The sequence below is a fragment of the Afipia sp. P52-10 genome (assembly GCF_000516555.1).
Taxonomy (GTDB): domain Bacteria; phylum Pseudomonadota; class Alphaproteobacteria; order Rhizobiales; family Xanthobacteraceae; genus P52-10.
Map to the genome: position 1 here is coordinate 605,473 of NZ_AZSJ01000003.1, position 18,492 is coordinate 623,964.

General features: G+C 60.4%; 15 protein-coding genes. 9 read left to right on the forward strand and 6 right to left on the reverse strand.

The features are described 5' to 3' along the window. Nucleotides 1-4 precede the first annotated feature (4 nt). From X566_RS04135 to X566_RS04155, 5 genes are all read left to right on the forward strand, one after another. Nucleotides 5-1,948, forward strand: a complete 1,944-nt coding sequence (locus tag X566_RS04135; RefSeq protein ID WP_034467813.1) for a PrkA family serine protein kinase — start codon at nt 5-7, stop codon at nt 1,946-1,948. Nucleotides 1,949-1,967: 19 nt separating this feature from the next. Further along, a complete protein-coding gene (locus X566_RS04140; RefSeq protein WP_034463739.1) occupies nt 1,968-3,242 on the forward strand; it encodes a YeaH/YhbH family protein in 1,275 nt (424 codons plus the stop codon). Continuing rightward, nucleotides 3,239-4,786, forward strand: a complete 1,548-nt coding sequence (locus X566_RS04145; RefSeq protein WP_034463741.1) for a SpoVR family protein — start codon at nt 3,239-3,241, stop codon at nt 4,784-4,786. The genes X566_RS04140 and X566_RS04145 overlap by 4 nt, the downstream gene beginning before the upstream one ends. A 225-nt stretch (nt 4,787-5,011) precedes the next feature. Next, nucleotides 5,012-5,914 carry a ketopantoate reductase family protein gene (locus X566_RS04150; protein ID WP_034467816.1) on the forward strand — a complete coding sequence of 301 codons (903 nt, stop codon included), beginning with the start codon at nt 5,012-5,014 and terminating at the stop codon, nt 5,912-5,914. Between the two features lie 175 nt (nt 5,915-6,089). After that, nucleotides 6,090-6,653: an invasion associated locus B family protein gene (locus X566_RS04155; protein ID WP_160170440.1), complete on the forward strand. Its 564-nt coding sequence runs from the start codon at nt 6,090-6,092 to the stop codon at nt 6,651-6,653. Between the two features lie 49 nt (nt 6,654-6,702). On the opposite strand, the gene X566_RS04160 is transcribed toward X566_RS04155, so the two are convergent. Then, a complete protein-coding gene (locus tag X566_RS04160) occupies nt 6,703-7,560 on the reverse strand; it encodes an alpha/beta fold hydrolase (RefSeq protein WP_034463744.1) in 858 nt (285 codons plus the stop codon). Next, nucleotides 7,557-8,438: a glutathione-dependent disulfide-bond oxidoreductase gene (gene yghU, locus X566_RS04165; RefSeq protein ID WP_034463746.1), complete on the reverse strand. Its 882-nt coding sequence runs from the start codon at nt 8,436-8,438 to the stop codon at nt 7,557-7,559. The genes X566_RS04160 and yghU overlap by 4 nt, the downstream gene beginning before the upstream one ends. 350 nt (nt 8,439-8,788) lie before the next feature. Between yghU and X566_RS04170 the strand changes: the two genes are divergently transcribed. Beyond that, entirely contained in the window at nt 8,789-10,063 is a 1,275-nt protein-coding gene (locus X566_RS04170) for an acyl-CoA dehydrogenase family protein (protein WP_034463749.1), read from the forward strand. Between the two features lie 402 nt (nt 10,064-10,465). Continuing rightward, nucleotides 10,466-11,668, forward strand: a complete 1,203-nt coding sequence (locus tag X566_RS04175) for a multidrug effflux MFS transporter (protein WP_409337808.1) — start codon at nt 10,466-10,468, stop codon at nt 11,666-11,668. 291 nt (nt 11,669-11,959) lie between these two features. Here X566_RS04175 and X566_RS04180 read toward each other — a convergent pair whose 3' ends face one another. Continuing rightward, the gene (locus X566_RS04180; RefSeq protein ID WP_034463753.1) at nt 11,960-13,069 is read right to left on the reverse strand and encodes a transporter substrate-binding domain-containing protein; all 1,110 of its coding nucleotides are present in this window, start codon (nt 13,067-13,069) and stop codon (nt 11,960-11,962) included. A gap of 360 nt (nt 13,070-13,429) precedes the next feature. On the opposite strand from X566_RS04180, the gene X566_RS04185 reads away from it, so the two are divergent. After that, the gene (locus X566_RS04185; protein WP_152539792.1) at nt 13,430-14,341 is read left to right on the forward strand and encodes a tripartite tricarboxylate transporter substrate binding protein; all 912 of its coding nucleotides are present in this window, start codon (nt 13,430-13,432) and stop codon (nt 14,339-14,341) included. A gap of 141 nt (nt 14,342-14,482) precedes the next feature. Here the strand turns inward: X566_RS04185 and X566_RS04190 are convergent, their stop codons facing one another. The 3 genes from X566_RS04190 to X566_RS04200 form a co-directional block, all read right to left on the reverse strand. Beyond that, nucleotides 14,483-15,064 carry an invasion associated locus B family protein gene (locus X566_RS04190; RefSeq protein WP_081740048.1) on the reverse strand — a complete coding sequence of 194 codons (582 nt, stop codon included), beginning with the start codon at nt 15,062-15,064 and terminating at the stop codon, nt 14,483-14,485. 246 nt (nt 15,065-15,310) lie between these two features. Then, complete coding sequence (locus tag X566_RS04195; RefSeq protein WP_034463755.1) at nt 15,311-15,850, reverse strand: carboxymuconolactone decarboxylase family protein; 540 nt, start codon at nt 15,848-15,850, stop codon at nt 15,311-15,313. Between the two features lie 202 nt (nt 15,851-16,052). Beyond that, nucleotides 16,053-17,378 carry an aspartate aminotransferase family protein gene (locus tag X566_RS04200; RefSeq protein ID WP_034463757.1) on the reverse strand — a complete coding sequence of 442 codons (1,326 nt, stop codon included), beginning with the start codon at nt 17,376-17,378 and terminating at the stop codon, nt 16,053-16,055. A gap of 196 nt (nt 17,379-17,574) precedes the next feature. Here X566_RS04200 and X566_RS04205 point away from each other — a divergent pair, with 196 nt between their 5' ends. Next, nucleotides 17,575-18,471, forward strand: a complete 897-nt coding sequence (locus X566_RS04205) for a MurR/RpiR family transcriptional regulator (protein WP_034463759.1) — start codon at nt 17,575-17,577, stop codon at nt 18,469-18,471. Nucleotides 18,472-18,492 lie beyond the last annotated feature (21 nt).

Here is an 18,492-nt window from a genome sequence, read left to right on the forward strand (position 1 = left end):
GACCATGTACAACGATGCTCTGTTCAACGCGTTCGCCCGATCGTTCGAGGCGCGAAGCGAGACAGACATGTCGATGTCGGATTATCTCGAAGCGTGTCGCGACGATCCAATGCGATACGCGAATGCAGCGGAACGACTGCTAGCAGCCATCGGCGAGCCGCAGATGATAGACACGGCCAAGGACCCGCGCCTTGGCCGTATCTTTTTGAACCGGACGATGCGCATCTATCCCGCATTCGCCGGCTTCTACGGCATGGAAGAGACGATCGAACGCATCGTTGCGTTCTTCCGGCACGCGGCGCAGGGACTCGAAGAGCGGAAGCAGATCCTCTATCTGCTCGGCCCTGTCGGCGGCGGCAAATCCTCCCTCGCGGAACGCTTGAAATCGTTGATGGAGGTCCATCCGATTTACGTGCTGAAAGCGGGCGACGAACTCAGCCCCGTCTTCGAAAGCCCGCTCAGCCTGTTCGATCCCGAAACCTTGGGGCCGATGATCGAGGAGCGTTACGGCATTCCGCGCCGGCGCCTGACCGGGCTGATGAGCCCGTGGTGCTACAAGCGCCTTGAATCCTTCGGCGGCGATATCTCACGCTTCCGCGTGGCGCGCATTCAGCCGTCGCGGCTGCGGCAGATCGGTATCGCCAAGACCGAACCCGGCGACGAGAACAACCAGGACATCTCGTCCCTGGTCGGCAAGGTCGATATCCGCAAGCTCGAAACCTTCGCGCAGAACGATCCCGACGCTTACAGCTACTCGGGCGGCCTGAACCGGGCCAACCAGGGCATTCTTGAATTCGTCGAGATGTTCAAGGCGCCGATCAAGATGCTGCATCCGTTGCTGACCGCGACGCAGGAAGGCAACTACATCGGCACTGAGAACATCGGCGCCATTCCCTTCACCGGCATCATCCTCGCCCACTCAAACGAATCCGAGTGGCAGAGCTTCAAAGCCAACAAGAACAACGAAGCCTTCATCGACCGCATCTGCGTCATCAAGGTGCCGTACTGCCTGCGTGTCACCGAAGAACAGAAGATCTACGAGAAGTTGATCCAGGGGTCTGAACTCGCCAACGCGCCATGCGCACCAGCGACGTTGCAGGCGCTGGCACGCTTCTCGGTTGTATCGCGGCTGCGCAAGCACGAGAACTCGACGCTGTTCGCGAAAATGCGGGTGTATGACGGCGAAAGCCTGAAGGAATCCGACCCGAAGGCGCGCAGCGTTCAGGAGTATAAGGATGCAGCCGGGGTCGACGAAGGCATGGATGGCGTCTCGACACGCTTTGCCTTCAAAGTCCTTGCCGCGACGTTCAACCACGACACGGCTGAGGTCGGCGCCGACCCAGTACACCTGATGTACACGCTCGAACAGGCCATTCGCCGCGAGCAACTGCCTGAAGAAACCGAGAAGCGCTATCTGGAATTCATCAAGGCCGATCTCGTACCGCGATATGCCGAATTCATCGGTCACGAAATTCAGAAAGCATACCTGGAGTCGTACGCCGATTACGGTCAGAATCTGTTCGATCGCTATGTCGATTACGCCGACGCATGGATCGAGGACCAGGACTTCAAGGACCCGGACACGGGCCAACTCATGGACCGCGAATTGCTCAACCAGGAGCTGACCAAGATCGAGAAGCCGGCGGGGATTGCCAATCCGAAGGACTTCCGCAACGAGGTGGTCAAGTTTTCGCTTCGGGCCCGTGCACAGAACAATGGCAAGAATCCATCGTGGACCAGCTACGAGAAGATCCGCGAGGTGATCGAAAAGCGGATCTTCTCGCAAGTCGAGGATCTGCTGCCGGTCATATCGTTCGGGTCGAAGAAGGACGGCGAAACCGAAAAGAAGCACGGCGAATTCGTCGCCCGGATGGTCGAACGCGGCTACACTGAACGTCAGGTCCGCCGTCTCGTTGAATGGTACATGCGCGTCAAACAGGCGGGCTGACAGCAACGCGGAAACGTTCATGCATATTGTCGATCGCCGGCTGAATCCGAGCAGCAAGAGTCTCGAGAATCGGCAACGCTTCCTGCGTCGGGCCAAGGCGCTGGTCCAGGATGCGGTCAAGAAGTCCTCACAAGACAAGGACATCAAAGATGTCCTCGAAGGCGCGGAAGTCAGTATCCCGCTCGACGGCATGCATGAACCGCGGTTTCATCGGGAAGGCGGCAAACGCGATCTGGTCCTTCCCGGAAACAAGAAGTTCGTGGAGGGCGACATGCTGCCCCGCTCGGGTGAAGCCAGCGGCAGGCCGCGCGACCCAGGGGAAGGCGATAGCGAAGATAGCTTCCGCTTCGTCTTGACCAAGGAAGAGTTTGTCGACCTGTTCCTCGACGATCTCGAGCTTCCTGATATGGCCAAGCGCAGACTTGCGGAAGCCGAGCAGGACGGCATCCGCCGTGCCGGCTACATGACGTCGGGGTCGCCCGCGAACCTCGCGGTTGGGCGCACCGTCCGCCTTGCGATGGCTCGCCGGGTCGCCCTGGGGCGGCCGACACGCATGGCGATCGCCGAACTTGAAACGGAACTGCTCGATTGCACCGACGAGAAGCGTCGTCTGGCGATCCAGGCGGAAATCGAAGCGTTGAAGGCCAAGGCCCGCCGGATTCCCTTCATTGATCCGATCGATATTCGCTATCGCAAGTTCGAACCGACACGGAAGCCTGCTGCGCAGGCCGTGATGTTCTGTCTGATGGACGTCTCGGGTTCGATGACCGAACATATGAAGGATCTCGCGAAGCGCTTCTATATGCTGCTGTACGTGTTTCTCACGCGGCGCTACCGGCATGTCGAAATCGTCTTCATCCGCCACACCGATCACGCCGAAGAGGTCGACGAGCAGACCTTCTTCCATGGCCCGGCCTCCGGCGGCACACTGGTATCGAGTGCGCTGGAAGCCATGCACGCCATCGTTCGGTCGCGCTTCCGTCCGGAAGACTGGAACATCTATGCGGCGCAGGCATCTGACGGCGACAATTCCTATTCGGACAGTGAGCTCACCGGCCGCCTGCTATCCGAGTCCATTCTGCCGGTGACGCAGTTCTTCGCCTATCTCGAAGTGAGCGAAGCCGACAGCGAAATCTTCGGCTCTCCCGATTCTTCGATCTGGTCGCTCTATCAGCGGCTCCGCGCCGACGGCGCTCCCCTATCGATGCGGAAGGTGAGCAGTCGCAGCGAGATTTTCCCAGTGTTTCACGATCTTTTCCATCGCCGCCGAGGACAGGAAAGTATCGTTCCATGAATACAGTATCGTCCGGCTTGTTATTCCACGGCGCCGATTGGGACTTCTCGACGCTTCAGCGCATTCACGACAGCTGCGCCGACATTGCTGTATCCGAACTCGGACTCGACACTTATCCCAACCAGATCGAGGTGATTACTGCAGAGCAGATGCTCGACGCCTATTCCTCCGTCGGTATGCCCCTGTACTATAAGCATTGGTCCTTCGGAAAACATTTCGCCCACCACGAAGCATTCTATCGCAAGGGCCTGCGAGGACTGGCTTACGAGATCGTCATCAACAGTTCGCCCTGCATCTCCTACCTGATGGAGGAAAATACGGCGACGATGCAAACGCTGGTCATTGCCCACGCTGCGTTCGGCCACAATCACTTCTTCAAGAACAACTATCTGTTCAAGCAATGGACCGACGCGGAAGGCATTCTCGACTACCTGAGCTTTGCAAAGAACTATGTCGCGTATTGCGAGGAACGGCACGGACGCGCAGCGGTTGAGAGAACGCTCGACGCGGCACATGCGCTGATGTCGCACGGCGTCGATCGCTATCCGGGCAAGAAGAAACTGGACTTGCCGGGAGAGGAAAAACGCGCGCGTGAGCGGCGCGTCCATGCCGAAGCTTCTTTCAACGAACTGTGGCAGATGGTTCCGACTGGCCCGGCGAAGAGCACGTCGGATCTTGACGTCGAGCGGCGGCGAGCCCTGCTCGGTCTTCCGCAAGAGAATCTGCTCTATTTCCTGGAGAAGTCCGCCCCCCGCCTGCACGCCTGGCAACGCGAGCTCCTACGGATCGTTCGTCACATCGCGCAGTACTTTTATCCGCAGGGCCAGACCAAAGTCATGAATGAGGGTACGGCGACTTATGTTCACTATCGGATCATGAACAGCCTGCATCAGACAGGCCAAATCTCTGATGGAAACTTCCTCGAATTCCTGCAATCGCACACGAATGTCGTCTTCCAACCCGAGTTCGACGATCCACGTTACGCAGGGTTCAATCCGTACGCGATCGGATTTGCGATGATGCAGGACATCGAGCGGATCGTAACAGAGCCGCAAGAAGAGGATCGCGCGTGGTTTCCGGACATCGCGGGAACGGGAGATACGATGGGTGTGCTCCGGCACATCTGGGAGAACTATCGCGACGAAAGCTTCGTCAGTCAGTTCCTCAGCCCGAGCCTGATGCGGCGGATGCGCATGTTCCACCTACACGACGATCCGGAGGAGACGGCCGGCATTCGCGTCGATTCCATCCACGATGAACGCGGTTACCGCCGCATTCGCCGCGCGCTCGCGCGGCAGTACGACATCGGAAGTATCGAACCCAACATCGAGATCGTCGATGTCGACCTCGCCGGAGACAGACGGCTTCTGCTGCATCACACCGTACAGGATGGCGCGCTGCTGAGCGAAGTCGATGCCCGCCGTGTCCTGCAGCATCTGGCCAATCTCTGGAGCTACGATGTGATGTTGCGCGAAATCGATTCGACCGGCACCGTTCTCAAGGAGCACGTCGTCGTGCCGCACCAGATCGCAGCCGCAGCCTAGATGCGCGGGCGCGGCTGCGTCCGGAAGCGGATGCCGCCGTTCTTCACAGTTATGCACTGCCCCAACCTGCACGCCTACGCAGGATCAACGCGCCGCCTTCCAGCCGGCCGGCCAACGCACTCCTGCCTTCCAGCCGCAAAGCCGTGCTGATACACAAACGCAGCAACCGGCTTGTCTCTGACCACGCAAAGGGACATGGCCTTGACGGATAGCCATGGAGGCTCGATGAAGTTCGCGGTCATGGGAGCTGGAGCAGTCGGCTGTTATTTTGGCGCGCTTCTCGCCCGCGCGGGCCACTCCGTTCGCCTGATCGGTCGGCCATCGCATGTCGATGCGATCAATCAGAAAGGCCTGCGCTTTGAAAGCGCGACCTTCACCGGGGATGTGATGGTGGAAGCTACGACGGCGTCCAATGGCGTCGAGGGAGCCGATACCGTCCTCTTTTGCGTCAAATCCGCGGACACCGAGACGGCTGGCCGCACCATGGCTCCCTTTCTCAAGCCAACCGCAACGGTGTTGTCGCTGCAAAACGGTGTCGATAACGCGGAGCGGCTACAAGCAGTGCTGCCGCAGACCGTGATTCCGGCAGTGGTTTATGTGGCCACTGAGATGGCGGGAGTGGGCCACGTCAAGCATCACGGCAGGGGCGAATTGATCATAGGCCTCAGCGCCGCCAGCCGTCGCATTGCCGAAACACTCAATGTTGCTGGAATTCCCACCACGGCCTCTGAACAGGTTCTCAGCGCACTTTGGGTCAAGCTGATCGCAAACTGCTCGTACAACGCGCTGTCGGCGGTGTCGCAACTGCCGTATGGAAAGCTCGTCGCCGTTGACGGTACACGCGAGGTGATCCGCAATATCGTCAACGAGTGTGTCTCGGTCGCTAATGCCGAAGGTATTTCCATCCCAAACGACATCTACGATAAGACGATGACGATCGCAGCCGACATGCCTCATCAATACTCGTCGACGGCGCAGGATATCGTCCGAGGGAAACCAACGGAGATCGATTATCTGAACGGCTTCATCGTCGGCAAAGGCGCACAACGGGCGATCCCGACGCCACTCAATCAGCTGCTCCTGACAATGGTCAAACTGAAGGAAGCGACGAGACAATCGGAATGTTAATGGACGGCGGAGCACGCGCGGTCAATTCGCCTGGAGTCTCCAATCCGGCTGTATCCGCACACCGGCTTTCCCCTGCCGAACATCGGGCCAGGATGTCGTCTGGCGACCCGCCTATGGAGCTCGGCGCGAAAGCAGAGTAGAGATCAAAATATCTTGCTTCATGGGATTGACGTCGATGCTCCAGCGCTCCGCAACCGCCATGGCTGTTGTCGCCAGCCTCCTCCCGACAGCCGTCTGGGGCCAGACGACGAAAGGCGGAGCGCCAGCCGCAGCGCCCGTCAGCGCCGACCCGCAAACCACCACCGCGACCTACGGAGATTGGGTGCTGCGGTGCCAACGCCAAGGGGAAGGCAATCAAGCGGCCAAAGCCTGCGAGGTGGTGCAGTCGCTGCAGCTTCAGGGCCAAACAGCGCCGATCGTGCAGATCGCAATCGGCCGCCCAGCCCCGAAAGATCCGCTCAAGATCGCACTGGTCATCGCGCCCAATGTCTCGTTCCCGAGTTCGCCGCTTCTTGCGGTCGACGAAAAGGACCCACAACCCGCATCGCTGACCTGGCGCAGATGCCTGCCTGGCGGCTGCATGGCCGATGCGGTCATCAAGGACGACATTCTCAAGCGCTGGCGTGCGCAGAACGAGCGCGGCCGCCTCCAGGTCAAGGACGCCGCCGACCGCAATATGGTTCTGCCATTCTCGTTCCGGGGCCTTGCCGAGGCGCTCGACGCGCTCAACAAGAGTTGAGAGGAAGGAAGAGAAACGCCGGTTGTTCGCGGGGCGACCTCGACCTCCATTAATCAGGAATACCGAGAAACGACCGCAACGCAGCGGAAACCTCATCCAGTCTGTCGTGCTGGACCCAATGCGCGGCACCGGCAAAGACCTTTTGTTGCGCCCGCTGAAAATGGCGCAGGATACCGGACTTTTCCGGATCAGGAATCGAACTTTCTCCGCCGCATAAAAACAGCGTCGGCGCCGTGATGCGAGACCACAGGCCGATGTAGTCCTCGCGTCTCAAGCGATATGGCGCCCGCGCTCGCTGATAGGGATCGTATTTCCAGACATAGGTGCCATCGGCCTGCTGTCGCACAGCATAGGTCGCCAGATGCAGCGCCTGCTCGGACGTCAGCCGTTTGTTGTGCGCAGACATCCGTTCGGCCGCTTCCGCAATGGTGCGGTAACGGCGTGCCCTCAGCGTCGATATCCGGTCGAGCTGGGCGATCCAGTCAGCCATCTGCACGTCGATCGTCGCAGAAGGTTCCGGCGGCAGGAATGCACCGTCCAGAATGGCAAGGCGCGAAACCCGCTCCGGATAGGTCCCGGCAAACGCCAGCGAGATCATCCCGCCAAAGGAATGGCCAACAACCACCGTTTCACGTCCCGCTCCAACCAGATGGGTCAGATCGTAAACATGATCGGCGAGGCTGTAGCTGCTCGCTTTCGCCCATTCGGAATCACCATGCCCCCGCAGATCCGGCGCCATGACATGGAAGTACGGCTGCAGCTGCCGGGCGATCGCATCCCAACTGCGGCAATGGTCGCGGCCACCATGAAGCAAGATCAGCGGCGGCGCCGCCTCGTTGCCCCAGTCCGCGTAGTGCAGCCGCAACCCCTGCGACTCGTAGAAATAGCTCTTCGGGGCAGCGATCATGTCGTGGAGCTTGCCGCGTCCAGCTTGTCCTGCGTTTTGGTATCGAAATCGCTGGCGTCGTGCCGCTCGCGCAACTGGCTCTTCGGATCGCCCTGCATGCGATTGACCATGCGCCCGCGTTTGACCGCCGGCCGCTCACCAATCGCATTCGTCCAGCGGTTGACGTGCTTGTAATCCTGCACCTGCAGGAACTCGCCGCCGCCATAGAGCAAGCCCTTTGCCAGCGCTCCGTACCAGGGCCAAATTGCCATGTCGGCGACCGAGTATTCGTCGCCTGCCATATATTCGTGCTCGGCGAGATGCCGGTCGAGCACATCGAGCTGGCGCTTGGTTTCCATCGCGAAGCGGTCGATCGCATATTCGATCTTGGTCGGGGCATAGGCATAGAAGTGGCCGAAGCCGCCACCGAGATAAGGCGCGCTGCCCATCTGCCAGAACAGCCAGTTCAGCGCTTCCGTACGCTTGTCGGGATCCTTCGGCAGGAACGCGCCGAACTTCTCCGCGAGGTAGAGCAGGATCGATCCGGATTCGAACACCCGCCGCGGCTTCGAGCCGCTGCGATCGAGCAGTGCCGGAATCTTCGAATTCGGGTTGATCGCGACAAAGCCGCTACCGAACTGATCACCCTTGCCGATCTCGATCAGCCAGGCATCGTACTCGGCGCCGCGATGACCGAGCGCCAGCAGCTCCTCGAGCATCACCGTCACCTTGACGCCGTTCGGCGTCCCCAGCGAGTAGAGCTGCAGCGGATGCTTGCCGACCGGCAGCTCCTTATCGTGGGTCGGACCTGCAATCGGCCGGTTGATATTGGCGAAGCGGCCGCCACTCTCCTTATTCCATTGCCAAACTTTGGGTGGGGTGTAGGTTTCGCTGCTCATCGGCTCGATCTCTTTCCAAATAGCGCGGCGTCATGGTCGTGTTGGAATGGGATTTGTCGCCCACAATTGCACGATCCGCAACATTTGCTGCGATGAACAACGAAAACTTGCGACAGCCTCATTGACGGGACATCCGGGCTGGATAATGCACTCGCAATTCAGGGGATATAATCATCTGTGATGTTGTGGGCTTCATGGAATTAATTTCCATTAGCCTTGTATCCCGTTAAAATGTCGGCCAGACGCCAAACTGCCCTGGCCCGTGTCGAGTCCTGTTTGCTGCATAACATGCGGACAAGTCTTGCCTTCACGGCCGCGCGACAACGGCCGTCGTTTCGAGGAGGAAGACTTTGAAGCTCGCTTATACCCCCCGCAATACATCCTACGTCCTGAACCCTGGTGACGAGCTGAACGATCTGCGGATGTCGGATGAAGTCCGTCCGCTCTACGATCACGTCCGCAAGTTCATCAAGGAGACGGTCGATCCGATGACGTCGGAGTTTATCCGCCTCGGTCAGAACAAGACTGATCCGTGGAGCTTCGCGCCGGGCCAGCTCGAGGTGCTGCAGAAAGCCAAGGACAAGGCCAAGGCCGAAGGCCTGTGGAACTTCTTCCTGCCCGACGCCCACTCTGGCGAAGGTCTGAAGAACCTCGACTACGCCTATATCGCAGTCGAACTCGGCAAGAGCCCGATGGCGTCCGAGACCATGAACTGCGCAGCTCCCGACACTGGCAACATGGAGGTGCTGGAACGCGTCGGCACCAAAGAGCAGAAGGAGAAGTGGTTGAAGCCGCTGCTCAACGGTGAAATCCGCTCCGCCTATGTCATGACCGAGCCGAACGTGGCCTCTTCGGACGCCAAGAATGTGTCGACCACGGCGAAGCTCGTCGGTGACGAATACGTGATCAACGGCGAGAAGTATTTTATCTCCGGCGCCGGCGACCCGCGCTGCAAAATCATGATCGTGATGGTCAAGACCAATCCCGATGCCCCGCCGAGCAAGCAGCAATCGCAGATCCTGGTCCCGCGCGACACGCCTGGCGTGGAAATCCTCGGCCCGATGCATGTGTTCGGCCACGACCATGCACCACGCGGGCACATGCACATCCGTTTCAACAACGTGCGCGTGCCGAAGGAGAACATGCTGCTCGGTGAAGGCCGCGGCTTCGAGATTTCGCAAGTACGCCTCGGCCCCGGCCGCATCCATCACTGCATGCGCACCATCGGCAAGGCCGAGAAGGCGCTCGACATGATGGTCACGCGCGGCCTCACCCGTCAGGCGTTCGGCAAGCAGATCGCCCATCTCGGCGGCAACCTGCAGATCATCGCGCAGGCCCGCTGCGAGATCGAATCCATGCGGCTGATGGTGCTGAAGGCTGCGAAGGCGATGGACGTGCTCGGCAACAAGGAAGCCCGCGTGTGGGTCAGCATGGTCAAGGCGATGGTGCCGGAGCGCGCCTGCAAGATCATCGACCAGGCGATCCAGATGCATGGTGCGACCGGCATCTCGCACTGGACGCCGCTGGCGGAGATGTATCAGGACGTACGCCACCTGCGATTCGCCGATGGCCCGGATGAGGTGCACTGGATGGTGGTCGGCCGCCACGAACTGAGCATGCAGTAAAGAAGCGAAATCGCGCGGGCCCGGCGCTACGGTGGCATGACGAATGCCGTTGCGCCGGGCCTGCCACGAAGGCAAAACCGCTTGCGCGCCTTCATTGATCGCGCCGCAATAACTTTCCCGTGAAGACGTTTGGGAACTGCGCTTGCTTCCGGCTCTTGCCGCCGGATCAGAGACAATTTCGCTCGTTTCTCAGGCAAATTTAGACATCATTCTTCGCAAGCCGCCGCGATATTGAACAAACCGCGCTGTCCGTCTTTTCCTTGAACGAACTCGGGCCAGCCTTGCGCTGCCGTAGGTTGTGCGACGCACAATCGCCTGCGAAGATCGGCCTCCTCTAACAGAGGCATTCCAACTTTGACAGACACAGGTATCGACCGATGGGTCTCTACGACCCATCGCCCCATGGGTTTTCGCGAGTTCGTGGTTCTCATCGCGGCAATCATGGCTCTCAATCCGCTGGCCATGGACATGATGCTGCCGGCGCTGCCGGAAATCGGCGCGGCGTTCCGGGTTTCAAATGCCAACCACCTGCAAACGGTGCTGTCATTGTTCCTGGTCGGCTTCGGCATCGGCCAACTCGTCATCGGCCCGTTGTCAGACAGGTATGGCCGTAGGCCCGTCCTCTTGGGAGGCATGATCCTCTATGGCATCGCCAGCCTACTGACGCTGGCTGCTCCGAGTTTCGAAACGCTGCTGCTTGCTCGCGTCCTCCAGGGATTGAGCACGTCGGCAACGCGAGTGATCGCAACGTCGGTCGTCCGCGACTGCTATGTGGGACGGCGCATGGCGACGGTGATGTCGCTGGCGCAGATGATCTTCATTTCGGTTCCGGTGCTTGCGCCCTCACTCGGGCAGGCAGTAATGCTCGTGACCAGGGAATGGCACGGTGTCTTCGTCGTTCTGCTGATTTACGGTCTCGGCATCCTGAGCTGGACGGCTTGGCGGATGCCGGAGACGTTGTCGCTTGCGGATCGTAAATCACTCGCTGTCCGTGATGTCCTCGGTTATTTCCGTGAAACCCTGACGAACCGGCAAGCACTCGGCTATGCGATCGCGGCAGGAGCGATCATGGGCACGATGTTCGCCTATGTTTTCTCCGCTCAGCAGATCTTCACGCAAATCTTCGGTCTTGGCCGATACTTTCCCCTCGCCTTTGCAGCCATTGCACTGGGGGTCGCCGTCGCCGGCTTCGTCAATGCCCGCTTCGTGGGGCGAATTGGGATGCGGGCGATGTCGCATGGTGCCCTTTTCGTTTTCCTGGCCGCATCATTCGTGATGATGACGGCGGCATGGCTGGAGATGCTGCCGCTCCCGCTCTACATGGCGCTCGCCATGACAACCATGTTTGCATTCGGCTTGATGGTATCGAACTTCACCGCGCTGGCGATGGAACCCCTCGGGCATATCGCCGGCACCGCGTCATCGCTGTACGGTTCGATCACGACCCTGCTCGGCATCGTGATGGGAACGATCATCGGCCAGGCTTATGACGGCACGCTGATCCCACTCAGCACGGGCTTCCTGTCATGCACGCTGATCGCGTTCGCTGCCATCCTGATCACCGAACGCGGCCGGCTCTTTCGCTCGCACGCCAGGAAGGCGTGACGCGCTTCCGCTTCCTGCCGGTCGGGATGCAGCGAGCGTACACCACATCAGCACGCCATAGTCCATGCCGTCGCGCCAGATCGCCAGCGGCAGAGTTAGTCCCATGCAGGCAGCGGATCACCGTCTGCCAATGACGCTGCTGGTTGAACGCTAGCACGGGCCACCCGTGACCTAGGGCATAACTGTTGCCGCCGAGAGAGTCCCGTCCCATTCCGCCGCGTGCAGTCCCGCGCCGGCAAACGCCGTCGTAAGGCCGCCTCGGCGGCGGCTGCAAGCCACTGCCGACTTCGCTCAGCGGACGCCCGTGTAGCTCATCAGCAGGTTGTTCCACCAACCGCTTTGCACGACATCGAGCACCGCGATCCCAATCCGCTTCCGCAGCGGCGAGTCCGGGGAAACCGCGAACGCGTAATTCTGCGGATTGAACGATACATCCAGGAGTTCGATCGAACTGCGGAATTCCTGATTGACCTGCCATCCAAGGAGCGGTCGGTCGTGAACGACGGCGTCGATGCTGCCGGAACGCAGCGCCAGAAGCGCATCGCGCAAGGTCAAAAATCCCTGCGAGGAAATCCGCATATGGGCGAGCGCGTCTTCCGTCGCCGTATTGCGCACGATGCCGACACGCACGTCCGACAGGTCACCGACATCATGGACCGTGCCTCTCAGCTGCTTGACCGTGAGAACCGACGTAACGCTGGCTGTGAAGATGGCGATGGCGATGATGGACCCCACCATCCAGAACATGGCAACGGCTCTGCCCGGCATCGTGCGCGGACCAAAATTGCCGATGCCGCGCTGAGTCATCGCCACCGTGGTCCACCACACGCTTGAGCTCAGCCCGCGCGCAACGCTGCCGCCGAATTCCTCGTTGTGCTGCCGTTCCAAAAGCCATACGACGATGCCGACCACCAGAGCGAGACCGACCAGGACCAGGATCGATTGTAGAAAACCGAATGACGTCATCGCCCTGAACACGGGCATCCAGGTCGCATCGCCGCCGGCGGAAACGGCAATGCCGAAGCCTGCCGAATAGAAGGCCGGTATGAAATCGATCAGTCGCTCACGGGCTGACGTCACAGTCAGCGCGGCGACCGCGACGTCGATCTTCTTGTCCGCCGTTGCCTCGATCAGGTCGGAGACCTGCGGGACTTCGACGAAGCGGTATTTGAACTTCAGATCGGTTGCGACTTTCCGCCACAGTTCGACACTGATTCCCTGCCAATCGCCGTCGCTTGCCTTCATTGCAAATGGCGGAGAGTCCTTGATCCCGATGACCAGTTCGCGGTCTTTGACCTCCGACGCGGACGAGCTCTGCGCTGATGCAGCCGTGCCCGCGCACGTCAGCGACAGAAGGCATACGGCCAGCAGAAGCACAACCGAACAAAGTCTTTCTCGCATCGTCTCAATCCGAATAGCAGCGCAATACACCGTTGTCAGACTGCAAAATGACGCCAAAGGTCAATCAAAAACAGCGGGATATGCATCGCGCGAGATCAGCCATGCTCGCACGAGACCGACTGCCATCGCAGGGCGTCGGTCCGATTTCATCGCTGCTTCAGATTGGGGCACGTCGCCATTCGCAGCTGAGAAGACCGCTAACGTATTGCGAGAGCCTAGCGCGTATGTTCCAATTCAAACACAAGACCGGCAATAGGCCGGATCAATGTCGGAGGATGGCTCTTGTTCGATCGTTGCCTCAAAGCATTTTGTATCAAGGCCCTCGCAGCCGTCCTATCGGCCGTCCTCATCGCGCCGTCGATGGCCGAATCCTTTCCCACGCGCCCGATTACGTGGGTCATTCCTTATCCACCCGGCGGCAATCCGGATGTTATTGCGCGGTATGCCGCCAAGGGCCTCAGCGAAAAACTCGGCCAACCGGTATTGATCGACAACCGCACCGGCGCATCAGGCATCGTTGGCACCGAGTATGTCGCAGCCGCCAAACCGGACGGCTACACGCTGGTCTATGCGTCATCGTCGATGATGACGGTGATCCCGCTGATCAACAAGGGCCTGTCTTTCTCTCCGCGACGCGCGTTCGTTCCGATCCACGGACTGGGTACTTACGATATGGTCCTCGTCACGAACGCCGCGAAGCCGTTCAAAGATGTCGCCTCGCTGGTGGAATACGCAAAGAGCAACCCGAAGAAACTCAACTACGGGTCGGCCGGTATCGGCACCACGGCCCACCTTGCATCGGCATATTTTGAGAAACTCGCCGACATTCAGATGACGCACATTCCATTCCGCGGCGCCGGACAATCGGTTCCAAGCCTACTGTCGAACGACATCGATCTGCTGTTCGATTATCCGGCCGCCACGCAGCAACTGATCGAGTCCGGAAAGCTCAGGGCTCTGGCGACGACTGGCAGCACCAGGGTTAGCAGCCTTCCAGGCGTCGGCACGCTGCAGGATGCGGGGTACGCGAACGTCACCTTTTCTCCTTGGGATGTGATCCTCGCGCCGGCGGGCACACCGAAGGAGATCAGAGACCGGCTCGCTGCGGCTTTTCGCGAGGTTCTCAGCAGTCCGGAAGCCCGCAGCTTTTTTGAGGAGCGAGGCGCCAAACCGCTCGCTGGACTCTCCGACGAAAGGCTGACCGAGTTTATCGCCGCTGAGGCTGCAAAGATGCAGGATCTCGTCGACAAGGCCGGCATCACGGCCGAGTAACGCAACGATCGCAGGACCGCCCAATCCTGTCTCTTTCCTGGCCTTTCCGATTCTGATCGAGGAGGCGCTGAAGGGCGCCGGTCTTGCGCCGCTTCTCCAGGTGAACCCAGCGCCCTTGGCTCGAAAGCGCTGCTGCAGACCTCAGCGTGCCAGCGCGATCGTCCGATCGAGCGCTGCCCCCAACCCCTTGAGAGAGATGGCAAGCACCGTCGATGGGCCGCCTTCCGGCGTCACACGCATCTTCAATGCCGTTCCGCCGCGCAAGGCCGCCGCTTGCCGCGCGTCGAATGTTACTTGAACGAGACATCCCGCCATCAAACAGGTGCGAAAACGCAGCGGCTGTCCCTCCGCCTGATCGTCGACTTGCAACGCGACGCCCTGATCCAGCACCAGTCCGAACGGCAACAACAACACGCCTTCGACCTTGTCGCCGACCGGCGTCAGCTCCACGGCGAATACGCGCTGGCGCGTCTGCTGGTTGGTGTGCTCCTGAGTCAGCCCACAACGCTTCGATGCCCCCTGCAGAGCGCAGCTGACAACCCAATCGCCGTGGGTTTCCTGGAGCGAGGTCGCGGCGCCAGGCAATGACGAAGCAGCCGGCGTTCGTGCAGGAGCCGCAGGTTGCTCCGCCGGCCGCGGCGCCTGGGCCGAGGCGCTCGGTGTCCAAGCAAGCGTGCCATACAGGGCAAGCAAAACGATGGCGAAAAAAGAGCGAAAGGACATCGACCACAGCCTCATCCAATCTCGCAGGTACTGCCAGCGAGCAAGCCCTGAGGTATCGCGATGCTACGGCACTTTGTCTTCTCGCTGAGCGCAACAGGCACAAGAAAGTCGCGCCTGGGACTTCGGCTCGCATCTGGTTCTGCTTACCCGCGGCCCGCTCGTGCAGGTGAGCGAGCGCGGTAGTCAATGACGGATAACAGCGCTGCTCGGCACCGACCGGATCAGAAACCGACAGAGCATTTCCTTTCAGGCGAGCGGCCGTTTTCGCATCTCGTCGGCGACAGGAGCATCGATCGGCGTATCATAGGTCATCAGAATATAGCCGAGCACTGAATAAAAGCCGACCGTCGCAATCAGATCGAAGACCGCCTTGCGTCCCACCCGAGCTGCAAGCTCTGCTTCAAGCTCGGACGACAAACGCCGTTGATCGAACAAAGCGTCGACGGCACGGGCGATCAGTCCATCCTCGCCTTCCGGCATACCGCGCATCGCGGCGATACGAGCATCGCCCATGCCCAGCGCGCGCGCTCGGCTGACATGATGGGCCCACTCATAGGATGAGCCCATGCGGTGCGCCGCGCGCAGGATCACCAATTCGGAGCGCTGCGCCCCCAGAGCGCTGTCCTTGACGATATGCTGACGCAGCGGCGCCCACGCCCTCAGCAGGTCAGGATGATACGCCATGGTCCGGTAGACATTGAGCGCGCCGGCAAATCCGGATTTCATCTCGGCGATCGCGGCAGGCCAATCGGCATCGCTGATCGGCAGACAAGGAGAGGTCGTCATGGATGTCTCGCATCAAGCATCGAAAGGCTGGTTATCGCAGGCGGGCGATGCATTGCCTAGTCGCCTAGCACGATCCGTCGAGACATCTTCGGTAAAACGATGGCGGCAAGCGCCCCGCCTGGAGATTCAAATTCCTACACCGCGCCGGCGATGCGCACACACCGCAAGCGACGCCGCCGCGATGCGGCGAGCCATGACCGCACTATGCTTTGATTGCGGCATCGATCGCAGCAGTGATGCGCTCGACGATCTGATCGATCTCGATCGGCTCGATGATGTAGGGCGGCGCGAGCAGAACATGATCGCCCTGCACGCCGTCGATGGTCCCGCCCATGGGATAGCACAACAGGCCACGCGCCATGGCTTCCTTCTTGATCCGCGCATGGATCTTGCGCGCGGGATCAAACGGGGTCTTGCTCTCCTTATCGGCGACGATCTCGATGCCGCGGAACAAACCGCGCCCGCGGATGTCGCCGACATGGGGAGATTGCCCGAGTGCCGCGTCGAGCCCCGCCTGAAGGCGTTCGCCCATGCGCTGCACATTCTCCATCACCGCCGGATGGGAGATGATTTCGACGACCTTGTTGGCGGCGGCAGCCGCCATCGGATGGCCGATATACGTATGTCCGTGTTGGAACGCTCCGGAGCCGTCGGCAAAGGCTCGATAGATCTTATCGGACAGCAGGACAGCACCGATCGGCTGATAGCCGCCGCCGAGTCCTTTGGCGATGGTGACGATGTCAGGGACCACGCCATCCTGCTCGCATGCGAACAGCGTTCCGGTACGTCCCATCCCGCACATCACCTCATCCAGGATCAGCAGGACACCATACTTGTCGCAGATCTTACGAACACGCGCGAAATAGTCTGCGACTGACGGAACGGCACCGAGCGTCGCGCCGACGACCGGCTCGGCCACGAACGCCATCACCTGATCGGTACCCAGTTCGCGGATCTTGGCCTCGAGCTCGTCTGCAAGCCGTGCGGCATAAGCCTCCGCCGTCTCCCCATCGCGCTGATCGCGATAGGCATAACAGGGCGAGACATGGTGCGTCTCGGGCAGGATCGGCTGGAATTGAGCCCGCCGCCAGGCATTGCCGCCAGTGGCCAGCGCACCGATTGTATTGCCATGATAGCTCTGGCGACGTCCAATGATGTGCCGGCGCTGCGGTTGGCCGGTCTCGACGAAATATTGGCGCGCCATTTTCAGCGCGGCCTCGACGGCCTCCGAGCCCCCCGAAACCAGGTAGACATAATCGAGCCCTACGGGCGACAGATCGACGAGACGCTCGGCGAGTTGCTCGGCGACATCCGTCGTGAAGAACGATGTATGCACGTAGCCGATCCGATCCATCTGCGCACGCATCGCCGCCAGGACTTCCGGATGACCGTGGCCGAGACAACTCACGGCCGCTCCGCCCGACCCGTCGATATAGCGCTTGCCGTCCTTGGCGATGATATAGACGCCCTGGCCGCCGACGGCCTCCGGCAGGCTCGAGCCAATGGCGCGATGAAGAATTCTGGACATGTCAGCGTTTCCGCACAGTGAGCGGCGGCCGCGATGGCATCGCCACACAACTTCGTGCCATGACTCTGGCATAGATGCAACATTTGTTTTATAAGGAAAGATCATGAAACAATCCGATTGAAATCCCTGCTGATGAAACGGTCCGGCATCGAAGCCGATAACGCTCAGCTCATCGAATTGCGAAGGAGATGATCGAATGTTGCAAAGCGTTCCCCTGCGCGATCAGATCATCCGGCAGTTCGACGCCATGCCGCCGCAACTCCAGCAGGCGGCCCGATATATCCTGGACCATCCGCAGGACATCGCCTTGGTTTCGATGCGCGAGCTGGCGCGCAGTGCAGGCGTGCAGCCATCCACCATGACTCGGTTTGCGAAGTTTCTTGGCCTTGCCGGCTACGACGATATTCGCGCCCACTACGCAGAGGCCATTCGCTCAAGCGTGGATGGCTTGGCCGCGCGCGCCATGCAGCGCGAAGGCGGCAACCAGAATCTTGCCGGCGCGGGATTGGCCCAGCAGATGGCTCGTAGCATCGCCGCGCAGGTCGCGAGGCTTGGCGAAACGAAGGCGCTTGACCAGCTGAGCGCAGCGGCCGAACGGCTCGACCAGGCCCGCAGGATCTATGTGCTCGGGCTGCGCTCCTGCCATCTCATCGCCTGGCACTTTCATTACGTCATGGCGCTGCTCGGCGACAAGACGGTCCATCTTGACGGGCCGGCTGGAACATCAGGCGACGGCTTGATCCGAGCGGGAGCCGGAGACGCCCTGCTGGTCGTTTCCATAAACCCCTATGCGATGCACAGCCTCGAACTAGCCGAGCTCGCCCGCGAGAAGGGCCTGAAGATCATCACCATCACCGACAGCGAGGTTTCACCCCTTGTGGCAATCGCAGACAACGTGATCCTCTGCGCCACCGAGAGCCAGAGCTTCTTCCATACGCTGGCGCCTGCGCTTGTGATTTCCGAAATCCTCTGCGCGCTGTTGGCAGACAAGGACAGGAAGGCGGCGCTTGAAGCGCTGCGGCGCGCAGACAGCCACCTGCTGTCGCTCAACACCTACGCAACCGCGATCCCACGCCGACGGATGGGACGCTAACGGCCGACAGTCTGGCCATGG